The organism is Phenylobacterium sp. (assembly GCF_030679875.1).
GTDB lineage: Bacteria > Pseudomonadota > Alphaproteobacteria > Caulobacterales > Caulobacteraceae > Phenylobacterium.
On the sequence record NZ_JAUXSP010000012.1, the window covers coordinates 86,872 to 107,739 of the forward strand.

The 20,868-nt window shown below is 68.4% G+C and carries 18 protein-coding genes and 1 tRNA gene; 6 read left to right on the plus strand and 13 right to left on the minus strand.

The window, feature by feature from the left end; genetic code table 11:
* Positions 1–3: 3 nt before the first annotated feature.
* The 7 genes from Q8K84_RS07360 to Q8K84_RS07390 form a co-directional block, all read right to left on the minus strand.
* Complete coding sequence (locus Q8K84_RS07360; RefSeq protein ID WP_305281965.1) at positions 4–1,473, minus strand: MFS transporter; 1,470 nt, start codon at positions 1,471–1,473, stop codon at positions 4–6.
* The gene (locus Q8K84_RS07365; RefSeq protein WP_305281966.1) at positions 1,470–2,243 is read right to left on the minus strand and encodes a TIM barrel protein; all 774 of its coding nucleotides are present in this window, start codon (positions 2,241–2,243) and stop codon (positions 1,470–1,472) included. The genes Q8K84_RS07360 and Q8K84_RS07365 overlap by 4 nt, the downstream gene beginning before the upstream one ends.
* On the minus strand, positions 2,240–3,391 hold the full coding sequence (locus Q8K84_RS07370) for a Gfo/Idh/MocA family protein (protein WP_305281967.1): 1,152 nt from the start codon (positions 3,389–3,391) through the stop codon (positions 2,240–2,242). Before Q8K84_RS07370 ends, Q8K84_RS07365 begins: the two co-directional genes overlap by 4 nt.
* Entirely contained in the window at positions 3,388–4,446 is a 1,059-nt protein-coding gene (locus Q8K84_RS07375; protein ID WP_305281968.1) for a sugar phosphate isomerase/epimerase, read from the minus strand. Before Q8K84_RS07375 ends, Q8K84_RS07370 begins: the two co-directional genes overlap by 4 nt.
* 47 nt (positions 4,447–4,493) lie before the next feature.
* Positions 4,494–5,225 (minus strand): sugar phosphate isomerase/epimerase, encoded by a 732-nt coding sequence (locus Q8K84_RS07380; RefSeq protein ID WP_305281969.1) that lies wholly within the window; start codon positions 5,223–5,225, stop codon positions 4,494–4,496.
* A gap of 2 nt (positions 5,226–5,227) precedes the next feature.
* Positions 5,228–6,922: a GMC oxidoreductase gene (locus Q8K84_RS07385; RefSeq protein WP_305281970.1), complete on the minus strand. Its 1,695-nt coding sequence runs from the start codon at positions 6,920–6,922 to the stop codon at positions 5,228–5,230.
* Between the two features lie 120 nt (positions 6,923–7,042).
* Complete coding sequence (locus tag Q8K84_RS07390; protein ID WP_305281971.1) at positions 7,043–8,095, minus strand: sensor histidine kinase; 1,053 nt, start codon at positions 8,093–8,095, stop codon at positions 7,043–7,045.
* A gap of 364 nt (positions 8,096–8,459) precedes the next feature.
* On the opposite strand from Q8K84_RS07390, the gene Q8K84_RS07395 reads away from it, so the two are divergent.
* Complete coding sequence (locus Q8K84_RS07395; RefSeq protein WP_305281972.1) at positions 8,460–9,887, plus strand: hypothetical protein; 1,428 nt, start codon at positions 8,460–8,462, stop codon at positions 9,885–9,887.
* A gap of 90 nt (positions 9,888–9,977) precedes the next feature.
* Here Q8K84_RS07395 and Q8K84_RS07400 read toward each other — a convergent pair.
* A tRNA-Ser gene (locus Q8K84_RS07400) sits at positions 9,978–10,067 on the minus strand.
* Between the two features lie 214 nt (positions 10,068–10,281).
* Between Q8K84_RS07400 and Q8K84_RS07405 the strand changes: the two genes are divergently transcribed.
* Genes Q8K84_RS07405 through Q8K84_RS07420 form a run of 4 tightly spaced genes read left to right on the plus strand, consistent with a single transcriptional unit; the run spans position 10,282 to position 15,001 of the window.
* On the plus strand, positions 10,282–11,856 hold the full coding sequence (locus tag Q8K84_RS07405) for an exopolysaccharide biosynthesis polyprenyl glycosylphosphotransferase (RefSeq protein ID WP_305282068.1): 1,575 nt from the start codon (positions 10,282–10,284) through the stop codon (positions 11,854–11,856).
* 9 nt (positions 11,857–11,865) lie between these two features.
* Positions 11,866–13,308, plus strand: a complete 1,443-nt coding sequence (locus Q8K84_RS07410; RefSeq protein ID WP_305281973.1) for a lipopolysaccharide biosynthesis protein — start codon at positions 11,866–11,868, stop codon at positions 13,306–13,308.
* Complete coding sequence (locus Q8K84_RS07415; protein WP_305281974.1) at positions 13,305–14,225, plus strand: glycosyltransferase family 2 protein; 921 nt, start codon at positions 13,305–13,307, stop codon at positions 14,223–14,225. The genes Q8K84_RS07410 and Q8K84_RS07415 overlap by 4 nt, the downstream gene beginning before the upstream one ends.
* Entirely contained in the window at positions 14,225–15,001 is a 777-nt protein-coding gene (locus tag Q8K84_RS07420) for a polysaccharide deacetylase family protein (RefSeq protein WP_305281975.1), read from the plus strand. The genes Q8K84_RS07415 and Q8K84_RS07420 overlap by 1 nt, the downstream gene beginning before the upstream one ends.
* 7 nt (positions 15,002–15,008) lie before the next feature.
* On the opposite strand, the gene rsgA is transcribed toward Q8K84_RS07420, so the two are convergent.
* The 4 genes from rsgA to Q8K84_RS07440 form a co-directional block, all read right to left on the minus strand.
* Complete coding sequence (rsgA, locus tag Q8K84_RS07425; RefSeq protein WP_305281976.1) at positions 15,009–16,076, minus strand: ribosome small subunit-dependent GTPase A; 1,068 nt, start codon at positions 16,074–16,076, stop codon at positions 15,009–15,011.
* A 46-nt stretch (positions 16,077–16,122) separates the two neighbouring features.
* Positions 16,123–17,349: an O-antigen ligase gene (locus Q8K84_RS07430; RefSeq protein ID WP_305281977.1), complete on the minus strand. Its 1,227-nt coding sequence runs from the start codon at positions 17,347–17,349 to the stop codon at positions 16,123–16,125.
* 41 nt (positions 17,350–17,390) lie between these two features.
* On the minus strand, positions 17,391–18,092 hold the full coding sequence (locus Q8K84_RS07435) for a sugar kinase (protein ID WP_305281978.1): 702 nt from the start codon (positions 18,090–18,092) through the stop codon (positions 17,391–17,393).
* Positions 18,093–18,162: 70 nt separating this feature from the next.
* Entirely contained in the window at positions 18,163–19,665 is a 1,503-nt protein-coding gene (locus tag Q8K84_RS07440; RefSeq protein ID WP_305281979.1) for a GumC family protein, read from the minus strand.
* 90 nt (positions 19,666–19,755) lie between these two features.
* On the opposite strand from Q8K84_RS07440, the gene Q8K84_RS07445 reads away from it, so the two are divergent.
* On the plus strand, positions 19,756–20,511 hold the full coding sequence (locus Q8K84_RS07445) for a polysaccharide biosynthesis/export family protein (RefSeq protein ID WP_305281980.1): 756 nt from the start codon (positions 19,756–19,758) through the stop codon (positions 20,509–20,511).
* Positions 20,512–20,538: 27 nt separating this feature from the next.
* Here the strand turns inward: Q8K84_RS07445 and Q8K84_RS07450 are convergent, their stop codons facing one another.
* The gene (locus Q8K84_RS07450) at positions 20,539–20,814 is read right to left on the minus strand and encodes a sel1 repeat family protein (RefSeq protein WP_305281981.1); all 276 of its coding nucleotides are present in this window, start codon (positions 20,812–20,814) and stop codon (positions 20,539–20,541) included.
* Positions 20,815–20,868 lie beyond the last annotated feature (54 nt).

Genomic DNA, 20,868 nt, shown 5'->3' on the forward strand with positions numbered 1-20,868 from the left:
GGCTCAGGTGTCGGCAATCCCGCCCTCAGCCTGCCGCCGCTCGCGGATCTCAGCCGTGATCGCCTCGTGCCGCAGACGCCCTACCGCATAGGGGGCAAACAGCGCCATCGCGACCAGGGCCACCAGCGCCGAACCTGGGCCCCAGGCGAGCAGCAGCCTTGTCAGGACGTCGGCGGGCAATTCGATCCCGACCGCCCGCCCAGCGTCACGGGGGAAGCGCAGGGCGTCGAGGGCGAGGCCCGCGGCAAGGACCCCGACCCCCGACGCCGCCTTGGCGGCGAACCCCAGGCCGGCGAAATAGAGTCCTTCCCGACGCCTGTGGAACAGGAACTCGTGCTCATCGGCGGCGTCGGCCATCATGGAAGGATAGGCGATCATCGCAAATCCGACCCCCACCCCGGCCATGGCGCTGTTAATGGCCAGGGCGATGGTCGCCTCCGCCCCTTCCGGCCGATAGAGACCACTGACCCAGATCAGTGGCAGCACGATCCAGGACGCCAGCACAAGTCCGAGGCCCGCCAGGACCACGGTGCGTTTCTCAAGTCGCCGCGTCAGTTGCGGGGTGACAGGGATGCCGGCCAGAATGCCCGCCAGATAGGCGTAGCCGACAAACTGCATCATCTCCGGCCGCAGCTTCCATACGAAGATCTGACTGTGTGTGTTCAGCGTGCCGTTGGCGCCGACCGCAGCGTAGAAGATCACAGCCGAGAAAAAGAGAATGCGGAAGGAGCGGTTTCGCATGATCTCCGCGACCTCTCCGGGCAGCCGGCGGGCCATGGAGACATCCACCGACTTCACCCGAGGCAGACCCGCGGCGAAGCGATAGACCCCGAGGCAGCAGAGCGTCATGGCCACCAGCAGCAGGGCCGCGACTGACCAGCCGAAACCGGGATACCGGTCAGGGCTTTGCAGGCCGCCTTCCCCGGCGAAGAACACCGAATAGGCCAGGGCCGTGATCAGAATACTGGTGATGATCCCCACCACGACCCGCCAGGCCACGATGCTGGACCGTTCCACATAGCCGTCGGCCATCTCCGCCCCCAAGGCCAGGAACGGCACCCAGAAAACCGAGATGAAGGCTCGCACGGCCACCGACGCGACGGTCAGCCAGGCGAACAGCAGAATTTCCGGCAGGCCCTCTGGCGGACTGAACAACAGGCCAAGCCCCAGGGCCGTCAAGGGCGCGCCGGCGAACATCAGCGGCGCCCGACGGCCAAACCGCGATTGCAGATTGTCTGACCAGGAGCCGATGAACGGATCCACCGCGGCGTCAGCGCAGAGGCCCACAAACAGCGCCGCGCCGACCAGCGAACCAGAGAGCCCCAGGACCGCGGTATAGTAGAAGAAGATGAAGCCGGTCGCCGTGGTGAACACCGCGTCGGCCGCGCCCCCGAGGCTGTAGGCCAGCTTGACCCGCCGGGGGGGCTTAAGCGTAGCCGCGGCCGGACGGGCCGACGCCGTTTCAAGACTCATCGGGCTGGCGCCGCGAAGTGTCCGACCGCCTGTCGCAGCGCTTCGGCCGGGTCGCCCCGGGGCACGAACTCATGGCCGATCCAGCCCTCATAGCCGAGATGACGCAGCAGCCCGGCGATGGCGGGCCAGTTCACCTCCTGGCGGTCATCCAGATCCCGCCGTCCCGGCGCCCCGCCGGTGTGGATATGGCCGATCAGGGGGAGATGGGCGCGAATGGTCCGCAGCAGGTCCCCCTCCATCAACTGCATATGATAGGCGTCGTAGAGCAGCCGCAGGGCCGGCGCGTTCACCTGGGTGACCACCTCTGCGCCCCAGGCGGTGTGATCGCATTGCTGATCCGGGTGATCGACCTTGGAGTTCAGCAGCTCCAGCAGCAGCATGACGCCCGCCGCCTGGGCCTCCTCCGCCAGGGGCGCCAGGCCCTCGACAGTGGCAGCGATACCCTCGGCGTCGGAACGGCCTTTGCGATCGCCCGAAAAGACGATCACCTTTTCCACCCCGTGGGTCTTGGCAAGTGTGATCGATCTGCGCACCTGATCCTGCAATTTCAGATGGTTATCGCGATCATTGAAGCCGATCTCGAGGGGCTGATGCCCCGTCAGCGTCACCAGCGCCAGGCCGGCGTCCAGGGCTGCGGGCCACAGGCTCTCAGGCGCCATCTCCACCCCTTGCGCCCCGGCGGCCGCCATCTGCGCCAGGAAGGCCGGGCCGTCCACCTCCCGGCCAGTGGTAAAGGACCACCAGGCGAAGGATTGCCGAAAGTCGGTCATGCAGAAATCCCGGTCCAGGCGCCGCCCGCGGCGTGGCTCTTCAGGACGGCCTCGATGAAGGCGACGCCCTCCACCCCGTCATCAATCCCAGGCGCCAGGCGCGCCAGGGCGTCCGGCGCGCGCGTCTCATGATGGGCTGCGACCAGCTCTGCCGCGTCCGCATAGATTTGGGCGAAGCCTTCTAGGTAGCCCTCCGGGTGGCCGGCCGGCAGCCGGGTGGCCGCCTGGGCCTCGTCCGACAGGCCAGGACCGCCTCGACGAAGACTGCGCGGCGCCTCGCCGAGGGCGGTAAACCGCAGCACGTCCGGCTCCTCCTGCGACCATTCCAGGCCCGCATCCTCGCCGAACACCCGCAGCCGCAGGCCGTTGGCCGCGCCCACGGCCACCTGGCTGGCCCAGAGCTGGCCCCGGGCCCCGCCCTCAAACCGCAGCTGGACATGGACATTGTCGTCGACGCGGCGGCCAGGGACGAAGGTCGAGAGATCAGCGCTCAGGGCCGCGACCGCCTGACCGGTGACGAACCGGGTCAGGTGAAAGGCGTGGGTGGCGATGTCGCCCAGCGCACCACCGGGCCCCGCCCGCGCCGGGTCGCCCCGCCAGTCGGCCTGCCGGTTGCCGGGAAGCGCCCGGGCGAGCCAGTCCTGGGCGTACTCCACCTGGACCACCCGGAGCGGCCCGAGCCGGCCGGCCGCCACCAGGGCGCGGGCCTCGCGCACCATGGGATAGCCGGAATAGTTGTGGGTCAGGACAAAGGGGAGCCCGCTTGCGGCGACCTGCTCCGCCAGGGCCTTGGCGCTCGTCAGGTCGATGGTCAGGGGCTTGTCGCAGATGACCGGCACGCCCGCCGCCAGGAAGGCCGCGCAGATCTGGGCGTGCAGGTGGTTCGGGGTCACCACGGCCACCGCATCGATGCCGTCCTGGCGCCCGGCCTCGGCCCGCGCCATCTCGGCCCAGTCGCCATAGGCGCGCTCAGGCGACAGGCCGAGCGACGCCCCGAACTCAGCTGAGACCGCAGGGTCCGACGAGAAGGCGCCCGCGACCAGGGACCAGCGTCCATCCAGCCTGGCCGCCATGCGATGGACGCCGCCGATAAAAGCCCCCGGTCCGCCGCCGACCATGCCCAGGCGCAGCACGCCTGCGCGGCTCAACGGTCGAGCCCGAGCAGCCGTCGGTTGGCGGCCTGATCGACATCGGTGGCCACGAAGTCATCGAAGGCCCGGTCCGTGACGCGAATGATGTGATCGGCGATGAAGGCCGCGCCCTCCCGGGCGCCGTCCTCCCAGTGCTTCAGACAGCACTCCCACTCCAGCACCGCCCAGCCGTCGAAGTCATAGGCCGCGAGCTTGGAAAAGATGCCTACGAAGTCCACCTGGCCATCGCCCACCGAACGGAAACGCCCGGCCCGGTCAATCCAGGGCTGGTAGCCGCTATAGACTCCCTGGCGGCCGGTCGGATTGAACTCCGCGTCCTTGACGTGGAACATCTTGATCCGCTCATGGTAGATGTCGATATAGGCAAGATAATCAAGCTGTTGCAGCAGGAAGTGACTAGGATCGTAGAGGATGTTGCAGCGGGGATGATTGTCCACCCGTTCCAGGAACATCTCGAAGGTCGCCCCGTCGAAAAGATCCTCGCCAGGGTGGATCTCGTAGCAGAGATCGACGCCCGCCTCGTCAAAGGCGTCCAGGATCGGCCGCCAGCGCCGCGCCAGCTCGTCGAAAGCCGTCTCGATCAGTCCGGCCGGCCGCTGCGGATAGGGATAGATGTAGGGCCAGGCCAGCGAGCCTGAGAAGGTCACGTGCGCATTGAGGCCCAGCCGTCGCGAGGCCTTGGCCGCCAGCATCAGCTGGTTTTCCGCCCAGGCCTGGCGGGCGGCGGGGTTCCCCCTCACCTCTCGCGGGACGCCGCTGTCATAGAGGGGGTCATAGGCCGGGTGGACCGCCACCATCTGGCCCTGGCTGTGGGTCGAAAGCTCACTGATCTCCACCCCGGCGTCGGCCAGCATCCCCTTCATGTCGTCGCAATAGGTCTGGCTCTCGGCGGCCAGCTGCAGGTCGAACAGTCGCCGGTCCCAGGTAGGGATCTGCACGGCCACGAACCCCATCTCGGCCGCCCATCGAGCGATGCCTGGCAGGGTGTTGAACGGCGCCTCATCGCTGGCGAATTGCGCCAGGAACAGCCCTGGCCCCTTGATGGTCTTCATGGTCTCCGCCTCTCGTAGCTCGCCCGGCTGATCCGGGTCTTCAGGGTTCAGGCCGCCTGGGTCAGCGTTCGCAGATGGGCGAGGCTCGCAGCCACGCTGTCCCACGGCTCAGCCGGCCGGTCATGCTCGACGATGAAGTGCTCAGCTCCGGCCGCCTTCGCCGCCTCCAACAGGGCGCCATAGTCCATGACGCCCGCGCCCACGTCGGCGATGTCGCCGTCCTGCGCCATGTCCTTGAGGTGGACCATCTTCAGCCGGCCCTTCAGCCTGGCCAGCATCGCCAGGGGGTCCTCGCCGGCCTGCTGCGTCCAATAGAGATCAAGCTCCAGACCCACCAGTTCGGGATCGGTCTCGGCCAGGATCCGGTCATAGGGCCGCTGGCCCTCTGGTCCCTCGAATTCGAAATCGTGGTTGTGGTAGGCGAAGCCGAAGCCGCCTGCGACCACCGTGCGGGCCAGCCCATCAAGGGCGGGGATCACCTCGTCCCACTGGCGCTGGTCCGGCGTCAGGAAGGGCAGGACGAGGTACCGGCAGCCCAGCAACTCACCCATCTTCAACACCTCGGACGGCCGCTGGCGCAGGTCATCCAGCCCCACATGGGCCGAGGGGCAGGTCAGGCCGATGGCGTCCATCCGCGCCCGCAAGGCGGAGAAGTCCATGTCCAGGGGCGCGGCCAGCTCCACCTCGTCATAGCCGAGCGCCCGCACCCGCTCGAGGGTGTCCAGCGGGTCATCCCGGAAGGCGCGACGCAGGGTGTAGAGTTGCAGGCCAATGTCCATGGTCACAGGGCTCCATCGCGCAGCAGGTCGGCGGCGCGGTTCGCCGCCCGGGCGCTCAACGCCATATAGGTCAGCGAGGGGTTCATCGAGGCCGAGGAGGTCATGGCCGCCCCGTCGGTGATGAACAGGTTCGGAACCTCATGGGCCTGGCTCCACCCATTGAGCACCGAGGTCGCAGGGTCCCGCCCCATCCGCGCGGTTCCCATCTCGTGGATACGGTCGCCGGGCGGGGTGATCTTCTCGCCGGCGGCCTCCCACGGCGTGATGTCCACGCAGCCGGCGGCCTTGAGCATCTCATAGGCGTCCCGGGCGGCCTCGCGCATCATCACCTGCTCGTTGCGACCATGGGCGGCGTCGATCACCGGCACCGGCACGCCCCACTGGTCGGTCCGCGACGCCGACAGGGTCACCCGGTTCTCCGCACAGGGAAGCACCTCACCGAACGGCGTCAGCGCCATGGACCAGGGCTTGCCGCCGCCGGCCTCCTCACGCTCGGCGCCACCCATGGCCCGGGCCTCGATCCGCCGCGTCCGCCCGGCCCCGCCCTGCAGGCCAAAGCCGCGCAGATAGGGCTTCTCGCCCTCGGTGATCTGGGCGTAGCGGGGAATGTAGACGCCGGTGGGCCGGTCGGCGGGATCATGCACGTCCTCAAAGCCCGGATAGCGGCCGGTGATGCTCTCGCAGCTCACATGGTCCATCAGATTGCGCCCCACCTGGTCGCTGCCATTGGCCAGGCCCCGGGGATGGGCCTCAGAGCGCGAATTCAGCAGGATCGCCGCCGAGGCGATGGTCGAGGCGTTGAGGAAGATGATCTTCGCCTGAAAGGTGCGGCCAGCCTTGCCCACCCGGTCCACCGTCCGCACCCCCGTCGCCCGTCCCGCGGCGGGATCGTAGTCGACCCCGGCCACGATGGTGTCGGTCATCACCGTCAGATTGCCGGTCTTCTGCGCCGCTGGCAGCGTCGCCGCCAGGGTCGAGAAATAGCCCCCCAACGGACAGCCGTGGACGCAGCGCATCCGCTGCTCACAGCGGCCCCGTCCCAGGTCCTGGTGGATCTTGGTCACCCGCGACAGCTGGGCGGCCCGCCCGATGATCATCCGTCGCCCGGGGAAGGCCGCCTCGATGGCGCCCTTGGCCGCCTCCTCGACCACATTCATCGGATAGGGCGGCAGGAAGTCGCCGTCGGGCAGATGGTCGATCTCGTCATAGTCGCCGGACACCCCGGCGAAGGCCTCCACATGGTCGTACCAGGGGGCCAGGTCCTCATAGCGGATCGGCCAGTCCACCCCATGCCCATCCTTGAGGTTGGACTCGAAGTCCTGCGGCGCCAGCCGATAGGACTGCCGCCACCAGGTGATCGAGCGCCCGCCCAGGTGATAGCCACGGATCCAGCGATAGGGCTTGCCCGGCGCAGTCTCATAGGGGTGGTCGTGGTCGCTGGCCCAGAACTTCCGGTTGGAGTTGAACAGGGCGTAGCTGACGCCGGGATAATAGGGATGGTGCAGCTCCAGCTCCTCGGCCGGCACCTGGTCCTCGCGACGGCGCAGCTGGGCGGCCAGGTCGTGGCTGTAGTCGGCGCCATGCTCGATGTGCGGCCCGCGCTCCAGCATCAGGACCTTCAGGCCTCGCTCGCAGAGCTCCTTGGCCGCCCAGCCGCCGCTGATGCCCGAGCCCACGACGATCGCATCGAACCCCATGCCGTTTCCCCTGACTTTTCCGGGAGCATGTCAGGGGGGCGAGGGTCGCGCAAACCCAACCTGGAACGCCGCGAGGGTGACGCAGGGGCGACAACGTCTGGAGCGCCAGAGTATCAGCGCCTAGGTCTCGTTCGCCGCCTCCACCAAGGCCGGGCCGGGCACGGCCTCGGTATGGGCTACCGACACGATCGTACCGGGATGGGCGTTCGCCACGTGCACGTTCGCGTCCAGTTGGTTGGCCAGGGCCTCGACAATGCTGGTGCCCAGCCCCGGCGTGACGCTGGCGACGTCCTTGGGCATACCGACTCCATCATCGGACACCGAAAGGATCCAGTTCGGCCCCTTCGACTCGTAGCCAACCTCAATCTTGCCGAGACGCCCGCCGGGAAAGGCGTGTTTGAGGCAGTTGATCACCAACTCGGTGACGATCAGCCCCAGGCTCACCGACACATCGGCTTCACTGGTGCTGTCATCGGCCTTGACCTCCAGCACCAGCTGATCGTGGTCGCGGATCATCGAGGCGCCGATGCTGTCGCACAGCTTGCGGAAATAGGCGCGCAGCTCGACCGCGCCGAGGCGGGACGCCGAAAGCTGTTGCTGCAGGGCCGCCACCGACATCACCCGATTATGGGCGTCGGTCAGATGAAGCCGTGACTCGTCCGAGGACACCTGGCGCGCGCTCTGCAGGATGACGCTGGCGATAATCTGCAGGCTGTTGGCCACCCGGTGCTGCAGCTCCTGCAACAGGATGGCCTTTTCCCGCAACAGGTCGTCCTTCAGCTTGGCCGCCAGGCGTGCATCTGTGACATCGACCACCGACAGGAGGATGTAGGCGGCCGTGGCGTCCCCGAAGGTCAGCTTCTGGGCGTTCAGGACCAGCCGACGCGGGTCACCCGGCCCGATGGCCAGGTCCATTTCATAGGCGTCGATCTCGGCGGCGCCGGACGCTGTGGCCAGAAGCAGGGAGCGAAGCTGGCGGACGTCCCACTCCCCGCCCCCCAGCTGAAACAGAGGCCGTCCCGGCGCATCGGCCGGTTTAATCTGGAAGGCGCGGAAGAAGGTGGCGCTGGCGCCGACGACCATGAGGTCCCCATCCAGCAGCACCAGGGGCGAGGTTGAGGAGGCGACGATCGCCAGGCCCAGGCTCTGCATTGCGTCGTGATGGACCGCCATAGCCGTCCTTTCAGCTCGCCGGAGGCTCGCGGTGCGCAATCCATAGCCGGTAGACCGGTGGCGATGGGCAACGTCGATCGCCCAGGAAGTCTCGCCCGGGTTTCACAAGTCTAGCATGGGGGGCTCGGCGGCGTGGAAATATCCAAAACCTCAGCCACCCACTCCCGAGGTCAGAACGGCAGGCTTGCATAGCGCATCGGGGCCTATGCCTCATTGCGCGCCTATGCCCCACGGGAGATCGCAACGAAGCGGTCGGGCGCGCGTTCATGACATCACAGGGCGAAGCTTGGGCGCTCTGCCGAGCGCTCGGCGCCCTCGTCGGAGGGCCCCACGCCCCAACCCGCCCTAGCGTGAAAGACCCCCAATGACCCGTTTACTGACCCTCGCCGCCCTGACAGCGGGCCTGTTCGCCGCCTCGGCTCCCGGCGCCCAGGCGCAGTACAGATCCCCGGCCGCCAGTCTGGGCGGGTCCTGTCAGAACATCCAGACCATGCAGACCGGCTATGTCACCGCCGAGTGTCGCGATGATCAGGGCCGCTATCGCTGGAGCAGCATCTATTATCCCCAATGCCGCAGCGAGCTGATGAACCGCAGCGGGGTGCTGGCCTGCCAGGGCGCCACAGGCAATGCGGGGGGATATGTCGATCAACCCGCGACTCAGGGCGCCACCGCCGGGAGCGTCCTCGGCGCGATCGCCCAAGCCCTCCTGGGCGTCAACGGCGATCAGACCGCCGGTAACCCCGGCGGCGGCGATCCAGTCTGGGGCCAGCCTGGCTTCGACCAACCCGGGTCGGGTCCGCCCTATGGTCAACCCGGTTCGGGTTATGGCGCCGATGGGCGATGGATTCCGATCGTCAGCCGGCAGGCATGGCTGGAAAGTCGCATTGACGCCGGTCAGCGCGACCGCAGCCTGAGCAGCCAGGACGCCGCGCGCCTGCGCTCAGATTTCCAAGCGATCATCCGCCTTGAGACCCAGTACCGCCGGGGCGGCGTGACCAGCGCCGAGCAGGCCGATCTCGACCGACGGTTCAGCGCCCTGGCCGCCCGCCTCCCCGTTGAGCGCCAGGACAATCCGTATGGCTGGCAGAGCGTCACCCTGCGGCAGGCTGAGATCGAGGCGCGCATCGACACCGCGTTGCGCGATCGCACCCTCACCTCGCAGGACGCCGCCCGGCTGCGGGCCGAATTCCAGTCGATCGCGCGCCTGGAGACCCAGTATCGCGCCAATGGCGTGACCGGCGCCGAGCAGGCCGACCTGGACCGTCGCCTTGACGCGCTCAACGCGCGCATTCCAGGCTCTGCCCAGGCAGATCAGTATGGCTGGCAGGGCACGAGCCAAGCTCAGGCTGAATTTGACGCTCGCATCGACGCGGCTCTGCGTGATCGCACCCTGACCGTCCGCGACGCCGCCCAGTTGCGGGCGGAGTTCCAGGCGATCGCGCGGCTGGAGACCCAATATCGCCAGGGCGGAATCACCAATGCCGAACAGAACGATCTCGACCGGCGATTCGAGGCGCTCAGGGCGCGAATTCCCAACCAGGGGCAGTACGATCAGTACGGCTGGGAGAGCATCAGCCAGCGTCAGGCCCAGGTCGAGGCTCGTATCAGCGCAGGCCTGCGCAACCGTGCGCTCAGCACTTGGCAGGCTGCGCGCCTGCGGGCTGAGTTCAGTGAGATCGCGCGGCTGGAGACCCAGTACAGCCAGGGCGGCATGACCAGCGCTGAACAGGCCGACCTCGATCGCCGCTTCGAAGCCCTCAGCGCTCGGATCCCCGGCGGAAACCCCTACTAACGGGCAGAGCCCTCAATGTTGCGCTCACCGCGCGCGCCCTGACGGGCGCCGCGGTGGGCCCGACGTCAAGACCTCGGAATGTCTGAAAAGTGGCGGTGACGGAGGGATTCGAACCCTCGATACCCTTTCAGGTATGACGATTTAGCAAACCGTTGCCTTCAGCCACTCGGCCACGTCACCATTGATTAGAACCGGGTTGTCTCCCGTCCTCCGCGCTCGGCCAGGAAGGTGAATCCCCGGGCGGTCTCGAAGGATGGACTGCATAGCCGAAACCGTGGCCCGGGGGCAACGGCTCAAAATCATCGGCATGGGAAACAGGGCGAGGCCGGCGGTTAACCTGTCGATCAGAGGCGCAGCCCATAATGGGCGGGAGCTCAAAGGTCCCGTGCGCAGAATGTCCAACCTCGTTCGCCTTCCCCGACGTGATGACGGGGCGCCATCCGCCCCGCCCTCGGAGACGTGGACGCCGGCCCAGGACGATTCCGACTTCGCCTCAGGCTTCGATGAGGCCTTGCCGCCAGCGGAAGTCGCCCCGGCCCGTGACCGGCGCGGGCCCATGCGGCCTGGGCGGCTGAGCCCCACACGCAAGCGATTGGATGGCCAGGCCTATGCCTGGGCCTTCCAGGGGATCGACGGCCTGTGGCTTAGCCTCTGCGCCCTGGCGGCCTTCGTGGTCGGCGGCGGACAGGCCGGCGTCTATGCCGCGCCCGCCCTGGCGGTGATGGCGACGCTGAGCCTTTTCGACCTCTATGCCTTCAGGGCCCGGCAGGGTCTGTCCTACCATCTCGCCAGGACCTCCGTGGCGGTGGCGCTCGCCGTGGGCGCCGCCGTGCTGATGCTGGCCGCCTTCCTGCCCCTGGGCGTCGTCTTGGCCCAGCTTGCCGTCTGGACCGTGGCGGCGTTTCTCGGCCTCTACGCCCTTCACGCCCTGTGGTGGCTTCGCGTCCGCCGCTGGCGCGCCGAGGGTCGCCTGACCCCCAATGTGGTGATTGTCGGCGCCACCAAGGCGGCCGAGCGGCTGATCAGCCAGGCGCTGAAGTCTGGCGAGGTCAATATTCTCGGCGTGTTCGATGACCGCCTTGCCCGCACGCCAGAGGCCCTGCGCGGGGTGCCGGTGCTCGGCGACACCCAGGCCCTGCTCAGCCACCGCATCATGCCCTATGTGGACCGGGTCGTCGTCGCGGTGCCGACCGGCGCTCAGGAGCGCGTGCGACAGGTGATCGCCGCCCTGCGTCCCCTGCCCAATGAGGTCAGTCTTCTGCTGGAGGACGAACTCGTCCCGGCCGACGCCATCTCGCCCCACCACACAGCGCCGATCAGCGACCTGCCCCTGGCGCGGGTCTCTGGCCTGCCGCGCCATCTCGGCCGGTCCATCGTCAAGCGGGCCCTGGATCTGGCGGTCGGGGTCCTGGCCCTGATTGTCGCCCTGCCGATCATGGCCCTGGTCGCCCTGGCGATCCGTCTCGACAGCCCAGGACCGATCCTGTTCACCCAGCGCCGCCAGGGCTTCAACAACGAAGAGATCGTGGTCTGGAAGTTCCGCTCCATGCGCCATGACGTGGCTGACGCCAATGCGCGCCGCCAGGTGCAGGCTGGTGATGACCGCGTCACCCGGGTGGGCCGGCTGATCCGCAGCACCAGCCTCGATGAACTTCCGCAGATCTTCAATGTGCTGAGCGGTGAGATGTCCCTGGTGGGACCGCGGCCCCACGCCATCGGCATGATGACCGGCGATGTGGAATCCGCGCGCCTGGTGGCCGAGTACGCCCATCGCCACCGCATGAAACCCGGCATGACCGGCTGGGCCGCCATTCACGGCTCCCGTGGGCCTGTGGACACCCCGGAAGACGTCCGCCGCCGTGTCGAGCTGGACATTGAGTATATCGAGCGACAGTCCGCCTGGCTGGACATCTACATCATCGCCATGACCATCCCCTGCCTTCTCGGGGATCGGCAGGCCGTGCGCTAGGCGGGCCCGATGTTCTGGCGCGGCGTAGTCGGCTACCTGCCGGTCAACATCATTCAGGGCCTGGTGGGCCTGGCGACGATCGTTACCTTCACCCGCCTGCTTGAGCCCTCCCAGTTTGGCGACTACGCCCTGGGCTTCTCGGTCATGAGCCTGCTGCACACCGCCATCTTCACCTGGAACGAGGCGGCCATGGCCCGGTTCTGGGTCGGCGAGGCCGACAAGGGCCGCGGCGGCGACCATGCAGCTACCGTCTATCGCACCTGGCTGGCCCTGCTGATCATTCTGCCCATCGCCCTCCTCGCCGCCCTGCTCATCCCGATGTCGCCAGGGCTGAAGCTCGCTGTGGTTTGCGGGGTCCTGGCTGTCCTGCCGCGCACCTTCGCCAAGCTCGCCCAGGAACGCCGTCGGGCGGCGGGCGAGGTGGCCGGCGCGGCCTCGATCGACATCATCCAGACCCTCGGCGGTTTCGGGGTTGGCGCGATCCTGGCATGGCAGGGCTTTGGCGGCGCAGCGCCCATCATCGGCTTCGGCGTCGCCGCGGCGGTCTGCATGGCCTGGACCCTGCCCTCAGAGCTGGCCCATAGCCGGCAGGGGCGGTTCGAGGCGCCCCGGGTCAAGTCCTACCTCGGCTATGGCGTGCCCGTGGCCCTGTCCCTGATCCTGGCCCTGGTCCTGTCGACCACCGACCGCTTCCTGCTGGCCGCCTTCCTCGATGAGGCCGCCGTCGGGGTCTATCACGCCGGTTACAGCCTCGCGAACCGCACCCTGGACGTCCTGTTCATCTGGCTGGGGGCGGCTGGCGGGCCGGCCCTGATCGCAGCCCTGGAGCGTGGCGGGCCCGGCGAGCTTGGCCGCGCCGCCCGGGAACAGGCCAGCCTCATGTTGCTGCTCTGTGTGCCGGCCGCCGTGGGCCTGGCCCTGGTGGCCGCCCCCTTGGCTCAGCTGATGGTCGGGAGAGATCTGGCCGAGGGCGCAGCCCACGTCACCCCCTGGATCGCGCTCAGCGGCCTCCTGGCGGGACTGACCACCTATTACTTCCATCAGGCCTTCACGCTTGGCCAGCGCACCTCGCTGCTGCTGGCCGCCATGGCGATCCCGGCGGTGGCCAACCTTGTCCTGAACCTGATCCTCATCCCCCGCTTCGGGTTGGACGGCGCCCTCTGGTCGACCCTGGCCAGCTACGCGCTCGGACTGGCGGCCTCGATGATCCTGGGCGCCCGCAGCCTGGTCCTGCCCATCCCCTGGCTGCCCCTCGCCCAGACCCTGGGGGCCACCGCCGTCATGGCCCTTGTGGTCAGCCGGGTTCCAGCCCTCGGGGGCTGGGCCGAACTGCTGCTGAAGGCGGGGCTTGGCGGTCTGGTCTTCGGGGCCATCACCTTCGCCCTCGACACCGGCGCCCTGCGCAGCCGCGGCCTGTCCCTGATCCGTGACCTGAAGGCGAGGCCGGCATGAGCGCAACCCTGTTTAGCAACGCCCTCTGGGACAGCGCCCAGCCCCGGCTCTCGGTGCTGATCCCGTTCAAGGGCGATGACCCCTGCCCGCTGCTCGCAGCCCTGGGACGGGAGGCTGCGGCCGTCGAGATCGTCCTGCTGGACGACGGCACCGCCGACCCCGCCTTGAGCCGCGCCGTACAGGCTGCTGTGGCCGATCTGCCCCTGCCCGCCCGCCTCGTCACGCTCAGTCTCAATGAGGGTCGCGCCAAGGGCCGCAACCGGCTGGTCAGCCACGCCCGGGCGCCCCACTTCCTGTTCCTCGACAGCGATATGGCGCCTGACAGCGCGGGCTTCCTCAGCGCCTGGCTGGGCCTCATCGCCACCGACGATCCCGCCGTGGCCTTTGGCGGGTTTTCCCTGGATCAGGTCGAGCCGCGCCGTGATCAGGCGCTGCACCGGGCCATGGCCGCGCACAGCGATTGCCTGAGCGCGGCGCAACGCAGCCTCTCGCCGGAAAAGCACGTCTTCACCTCCAACCTCCTCGTGCGCCGCGATGTTTTCGCCGCCGAGGGTTTCGACGAGGGGTTCGCCGGCTGGGGCTGGGAGGATGTGGAGTGGGGCATGCGGGTCGCCCGCCGCTGGCCCATCACGCACATCGACAATACCGCCACCCATCTGGGTCTCGATCCAGCCCCGATGATCGCGGCCAAGTACGAACAGTCCGCCGCCAATTTCGCCCGGGTGGTAGCCGCCCATCCTGAGGTGGTCAGCGCCTATCCCAGCTACCGCGCCGCGAAGCTCCTGCGCCGCGTGCCCCTGCGTGGGCTCTGGCGACCACTGATCAAGGTGTTTGCGCTGAACGACCTGGCGCCGCTGCGCAGCCGCGCCTTCGCCATGCGTCTCTATCGCGCCGCCCTCTATGCCGAGGCCGTCTGATGTCCCCTGCCGACGCCTACCAGCCTGACCGGACCCTGAAGGGGAAGCTCCGCCGCCGACTGGTGCGATTGGCTCACCGCCGCCCGTTGGCCCGGGGGCCCGGCGCGCCCATGGTCTCTTTCACCTTTGACGACGCGCCCCTGACGGCGACGGAAGCCGGCGCGCGCCTGCTGGAGGCCCGGGGCGCTCGCGGCGTCTTCTATGTGTCGGCGGGTCTGGCCGGGACCGAGGGCCCCATGGGGCGCTTCGCGCCGGCCGCAGACTATGCCCGTCTGGCGCAGGCCGGTCACGAGATCGCCTGCCATACCTATTCCCACCTGGACTGCGGACAGGCCGAAGGCGACGTCGCCGATCTTGACGCCGCGCGCAATCGCGCGGCGCTCGCCGACTGGGGCGCCGGCCCGATCACCAACTTCGCCTATCCCTATGGGGATGTCGCCGCCGGTCCCAAGGGGGCGCTCAGCCGCAGCTACGGCCTCCTGCGGGCCCTGCATCATGGGGTCATTGAGGCCGGAACCGACCTGAACCAGGCTCCAGCTGTCGGTATTGAGGGTCCGGACGGCGAGGCCATCGCTGAGCATTGGCTGGCCAAAGCCCAGGCGCGCAACGCCTGGCTGATCCTCTATACCCACGATGTTCGTTCTGACCCGTCGCCCTGGGGCTGCACCCCAGACGCACTCGCGCGGCTCATCGACCGGGCGCAGATGAGCGGAATGCAGATCGTCACCGTGGCCGAAGGCGCCCAACGCCTGGGTATCGAAACCGCGGCGGCCTGAGGACCGCTCAGCCTTCCTCTTCGGCCCGCCGACGCCTTCGCTCGGTCTTGGCCCGGTTGGCCCACAGCTTGCGATGAGCGATGGCCGCGGCCGGATCTTCCTTGCGCTCGATGAAGGCGCCCTCTCGGCCCAGCTTGCGATAGCTTTCCAGCCGCTCGGCCAAGAGCTCGCCGGACTTCAGCGCCGCCTGGACCGCGCAGCCAGGCTCGGCCACATGGCCGCAGTCTCGGAACCGGCACTGGCGGGCCAGGGCCTCGATATCCTCGAAGGTCTGGGCGTTGGCCTCGCCCGGATCCCACAGGCCGAGCTCGCGCATGCCGGGCGTATCGAGGATCAGGGCGCCTGCAGGCAGCAGGACCAGCTCCCGGTGCGTGGTGGTATGGCGGCCCCTGCCGTCGGTGGCGCGCACCTCTCCCACAGCCTGGCGAGCCTCCCCGGCCAGGGCGTTGACCAGGGTCGACTTGCCCACCCCCGACATGCCCAGCATCACGGCCGTGGTCCCCGGCGTCAGATAGGCCCTCAGCGCGTCCAGGCCCTGCCCTGTCGGCGCCGACAGGGCCAGCACTGGCGCGCCGAGCGCCACGGCCTCCACCTGGGCCACCTTCTCGGCCACGTCGTCCACCAGATCGGCCTTGGTCAGCACCACCACCGGCTGGGCGCCGGTGCCCCAGGCCGCCGTCAGATAGCGCTCGATCCGGCGCAGGTTGAAATCGGTGTCCAGCCCCGTGGTCAGCAGGACCACGTCGAAGTTCGCCGCCACCACCTGGGGCTTGTCGACCACACCGGCGGCCTTGCGGACGAACTGGCTGGTCCGGGGCAGCACAGCATGAATGGTCGAGACGCCGTCTCCGGCCTGACGCTCCACCGCCACCCAGTCCCCGACGACCGGAAGCCCGGTGGTCGAGGCGTTGTGCAGGAACCGGCCGGCGGTCTCGGCGGAGAACTCTCCCCCCTCGCCCATCAGCACGAACCGGGCGCGATGCTGAATGACCACCCGCGCTGGGGTCAGGCCCTCCAGCGCGAAGGCGGCGAAGTTGCGCTCAAGCGCCTCGTTCCAGCCGTATGAGGTCAGCAATGGCGCGGGTCCTTCAAGGCCGGGAACAGTCTGGTCTGCGCCGGCCTCATCCCCGTCGCGCCTCGATCTCACGGTCGGGCCAGGCCAGCTTCACCGCGACCGCCAGAAACAGCACCCAGCGAAAGTCGTTATAGCTCACGGCGATGCTCTCAGTGATGGTCATCAGGCTGTAGACGATCAGGAACGGCGCGGCGAGATAGGCGCCCGGATCGCGGAACAGGGCCACCACCGCCAGAAGCACAGTCTGGGCGTAGAACAGGGCGAAGGCCGCCAGGCCCAGGATCCCCATGCCCAGCCACTGCTCGATCCAGGAATTGTGGGCATGCTGCGGGGTGAAGCCCGCATCCCGGGTCATCTGGGCCAGGGGCGCCCAGGGGCCGAGATCATCCCATACGACGCCAAAGCCGAAGCCGGTCCAGGGGCGGCTCTGAATCTGGGTCATGGCCGCGGCCCAGATTTCCGTACGGCCGGTCAGGGTGGCGTCCTTGCCCAGCAGGTCGAAGATGGCGTCCGCAGCGAACACGATCACGCCGAGCCCCATCCCGACCCCGACGATGGCCAGCCAGAGGATGGCCACCCGCGTCGCCGGCCCGCGCCGCACGATGGCCACGAAGATCAGGGCGCCCAGTCCGAGGGCCAAGGCCACCAGGGAGGTCTTCGAGGTCGACATCAGGGTCAGCAGCAGGGCGAGCCCCGCAAACCCCCACCAGATAATCCGCCGACGCGGGTTCAGCATGGCTGCAGCGCCCATGATCGCAAAGCCCAGAGCCATATTGCCGCCAAGGGCATTCTTCTCTGACCACAGGCCGCGCCAGGCGCCGGGAAAGATCTCCTGCATGATTCCCACAGATGGCAGGGCCACGGCCGCCGCCAGGGACGCCACCGCCAGGATGGCGAAGGACGCCCCCGCCACCTCGGCCAGTTCCGACCATTTCAACCGCGAGGCCAGGACCACACCGCCCAGGGCCGAACAATAGGCCGCGAACACCCGACGCAGGGTCTGGTCCGGGGCGATCGACCACAGGGTCGAAGCCGCCACCAGCAGCATCAGGGCGACCAGGAAAGGCTGGCGCAACAGGGCCTGGAAGGTGGCCCCCGGGGAGACCGCCAGCAGCAGAAAACCCGCCGCATAGGCCGGAAGATAAAGGGCCCGGATCAGCCCGCCCTGGCTGGTGTCGGCCTGTTCGCCCATCAGCGGAAAGACCCAGGCCTGGCTATAGACCAGCAGCAGGAAGACGGAGGCGCCGGCCAGAAGCAGGCGCCAAGCCGTCAAGGGCGGCGCAGGCGCCAGAACAGGGGCGTAGGAAAGCCCGCTCACCGCAGGAAGGCGCGGGCGAACGGCGGAGGCTCCACCGTCGCGCGGTTGAAGAACAGGCCGACCACATCGGCGCCGGCGCCGGTCAGGGCGTCGCGCAGCAAGGCTGGCGCCCGGACATCGGCCTCATCAGCCGCCACCACCATCAGGGTCTGATCCATGAAGGGCGCCACCGTCATGGCCGCCTGGGAGCGGTCGGCCGAGGGGCAGTCGACAATGATCAGATCTGCGAACCGACGCAGGGCGTTCCAATAGTCGCCATCGCCCAGGACATGGACCGCCTGGCGACCCCGCAGGGCCTCGCGCCGGAACCGCGTGACCCACCAGCGGGCCGCGCCGACCCGGTGCGCCGCAAGATAGCGGGCGTCGGGCCAGGGCTTGCCGTCCGGCCCCTGGGCCGCAGGTTGAATGGAGAAGAAGATGGAGCCGTCGGGGCTGGCGGCAGCCGGCTGGCCCATGAGCCCATAGCGGTCGCTCTCGGCGACCACGGCGGCGTGCTGCGGCGAGGCCATCAGGTCGAGATCCACCAGCCACACCGAGCGACCCGCCCGCCGTGCAGCGAAGAAGGCGAGTTCGCGGGCCACCGTCGAGGCCCCCTCGCCGCGTCTGGCCGAGACAATCTGGATGGTTCGGGCGCGACCGGCCGCAGGCGCCCCAAGGGACGCCCATAGCTCAGCCATCTCGGCGTTGAGGTTCACCATGACTCGAATCGCCGCGCACACACTGGCGCGAGCCTAACGGAAAGCGTCATGCCGCGCAGGGATCATCATCTCAGGCGGTCTTCAGGGTCGCGACCCCAAGGACCGGCAGGTCCAGGGTGCGTGAGGCCGAAGCCGGCGTCGGCAGGCCCGGCCGCAGGAACATCCGCAGAAGGCCCGCGCAGAGGGCGGTGAAGCCGGCGAACAGAAAGGCCAGCACCAGAACCGGCTTCTTCAGGCTCGAGCCCCGGGCCGGGGCGGTGGCGCGCTGAACGATGCGGATATTGTCGTTGGAGGCCGCGGCGATCTCCCGGGCGGCCCGGCCTTGTTCCTCGCGGACCGCGAAGTCCCGGACATTGGCCTGCAGGACGTCCCGATCCAGGCTGAGCGCCTGGAAACGCGGCTCCAGCTCGGCCAGCCTCAACCGCCGATCCAGCAGTTGGCTCATCTGGGTGTTGAGCGCGGCCAGGGATTGCCGCAGGGCGGCCACCTCGGACTGGAGCTGAATGCGTTCGGTCTGCAGGGTCTGGAAGACCGGGTTGATGCCGATACGCCGGGCGCCGTCCCCGGTGGTGCGCCCCTCGGCGATGCCCGCCTCCAGGCGGGTGATCTGGGCGTCCAGGTCACGGACCGGCTGGGCGTCAGAGCGGTAGCGGCCCAGCAGATCCTCCCGCTGCAGCTTCAGCTCGACCAGCTTGTCAGAGGCGGCGTTGTTCACATCGCGATAGAGACCGACCTCCTGCGAGACCTGTCCCATCTGCCCCTGCAGGGCCGCCAGTCGGCCGCTGCGGTCCTGTAGCTGGGCCTCAGTGAGGTACTTCTGCTGTTCGATCTGCGACTGCAACTGCGACAGGGCGGCCTTTTCGGCGACGAAATCGGCGATCCGGTTGCTGGTCAGAAAGTCCTCATAGGCTGCGTCGGCATCCTGCAGGCGGGTCTCGAAAGCCTGTCGTTGCAGGGCCATGGCCGGCATATTGGACTCAACCAGCACCGTCCGGCGGAAGATCAGATATTCCTCCAGCAGGGTGTTCAGCACCAGGGCGGCGGTCTTGGGATCTTCGTGGGTGAAGATCAGGCGGACGATCGGGGTGTCCGGCGCCGTCTGGATCTTGAGACCCGTCTCCATGCCACGGATCGCCTGGCCCATGATGACGCGCTTTTCGGCCTCGGGGGCGTCGGCGAATTTCCGGGCCAGCTCTGGATAGATGCGCATCAGGCCCAGACGGTCGATCACCCGCTGCTTCAGCTCGCTTGAGCCGATGATCTCGGTCTCGGACTGGATGACCTGAGCGGAGTCCGGCACCGCGCCGCGGCCGGCGTCGCCGGCCCGGGGCTCGTAGACATACTCCTGCCCCAACCGCACGAGGATGCTGGAACTGGCCGGATAGGTGGTCTTCAGGGTCATGGCCAGGGCCGCGCCGATGACAAACAGCACGGCGAACACGGCCAGCATCAGGTAGCGCTCACGCCACAGGAGCGCGACGAAATCCGACGGCGCATACCGTGGCCGCGCCACCCATTCCGACCGGGGCGTGGCGTCAGGCGTTCTGATGGTCCAGGCGCTCGTCGCGGCCATAGCGAATCCGGTGATCCCAGGTGACACTTGGCGGGACCCTCGCCCCCCGCGCTTAAGACTTCGTTACCCATTCCTGTTAACCCTGGGGCCATGCTGATCCGTCGTAGATTCCGCGCCCTGACAAGCCTCACCGTCGCCCTCGTGGTGGCTGGCTGCGGCGGCGTCAGCCGTGTGCCCGGCGCTGAGCGCGTCGGCCTGGCTCCACCGGCCCATGAGGCCCAGTTCGCCAACATCGCCTACGCGCAATGGACGGACTTCGAGCCGGCCTACCGCTTCTATCCCGGCGACGAGATTGAGGTGAGCATCCCCTCAGCGCCAGAACTGACCAAGACCGTGACGGTCCAGCCCGATGGCCGGATCACGGCGCCCCTGATCCCGCCGGTGATGGCGGCCGATCGGACGACCCAGCAACTCGAAGCGACCCTGTCCCAGGCCTATGGCGCTCATCTCCTGCGGCCGGACGTTTTCGTCACGGCCAAGGCGGCGCCGCTCAAGGTGTTTGTCGGGGGCGAGGTGGGCGCGCCTGGCGTCTATGACATGCAGGGCGACGCCGATGCTCTGCGCGCGGTGATTCAGGCGGGGGGTTTCAGCACGACTGCGGATCGCAGCAAGGTGATCATCATTCGCCGCGGCGCCGACGGCCAGGGCATGATGCGGACCGCCGACCTGTTGGCTGGCCTGCGTCGGCCCACCACCGACCTCGTGCCCCTGCGGCGGTTCGATATCGTCTACGTGCCCCGCAGCGGGGTCGCCAACGCAGGGCTGTTCGTCCAGCAGTACTTCCGGGACCTTTCCCCGATCCAGTTCGGGTTCAGCTACGCCCTCAACGAAACGGGCTTGAACTGAGGCCGCCTGATCTGGCGGCCTGGGGTTTCAGCCCTGGGCCAGCCATTCCCGCGCGGCGCGCTGGGCCTCGGCCACCTCTTCGGACGCCATCTCCTGGGACAGTTCCTTGCGGTAGACCTTGGCTTCCAGAGAGCCTTTCATGGCCGCCAGGTTGAACAGCATGTGCGCCGACACATAGTCCAGCGGCGCGCCGCCCTGCCCTGTCGAATAGAGCATCCCAAGCCGGAACAGTTCGTCCCCCGAGGCTTCGGGGCCCGGCAGGGGAAGGCCTTCGGCTTGTCCCACTTCCACGTTCGCAAACATGACTTTCACGTCCTCAACCAGCGGCGGGCGGCGTTCTGACGCCCCAGCCCCGCT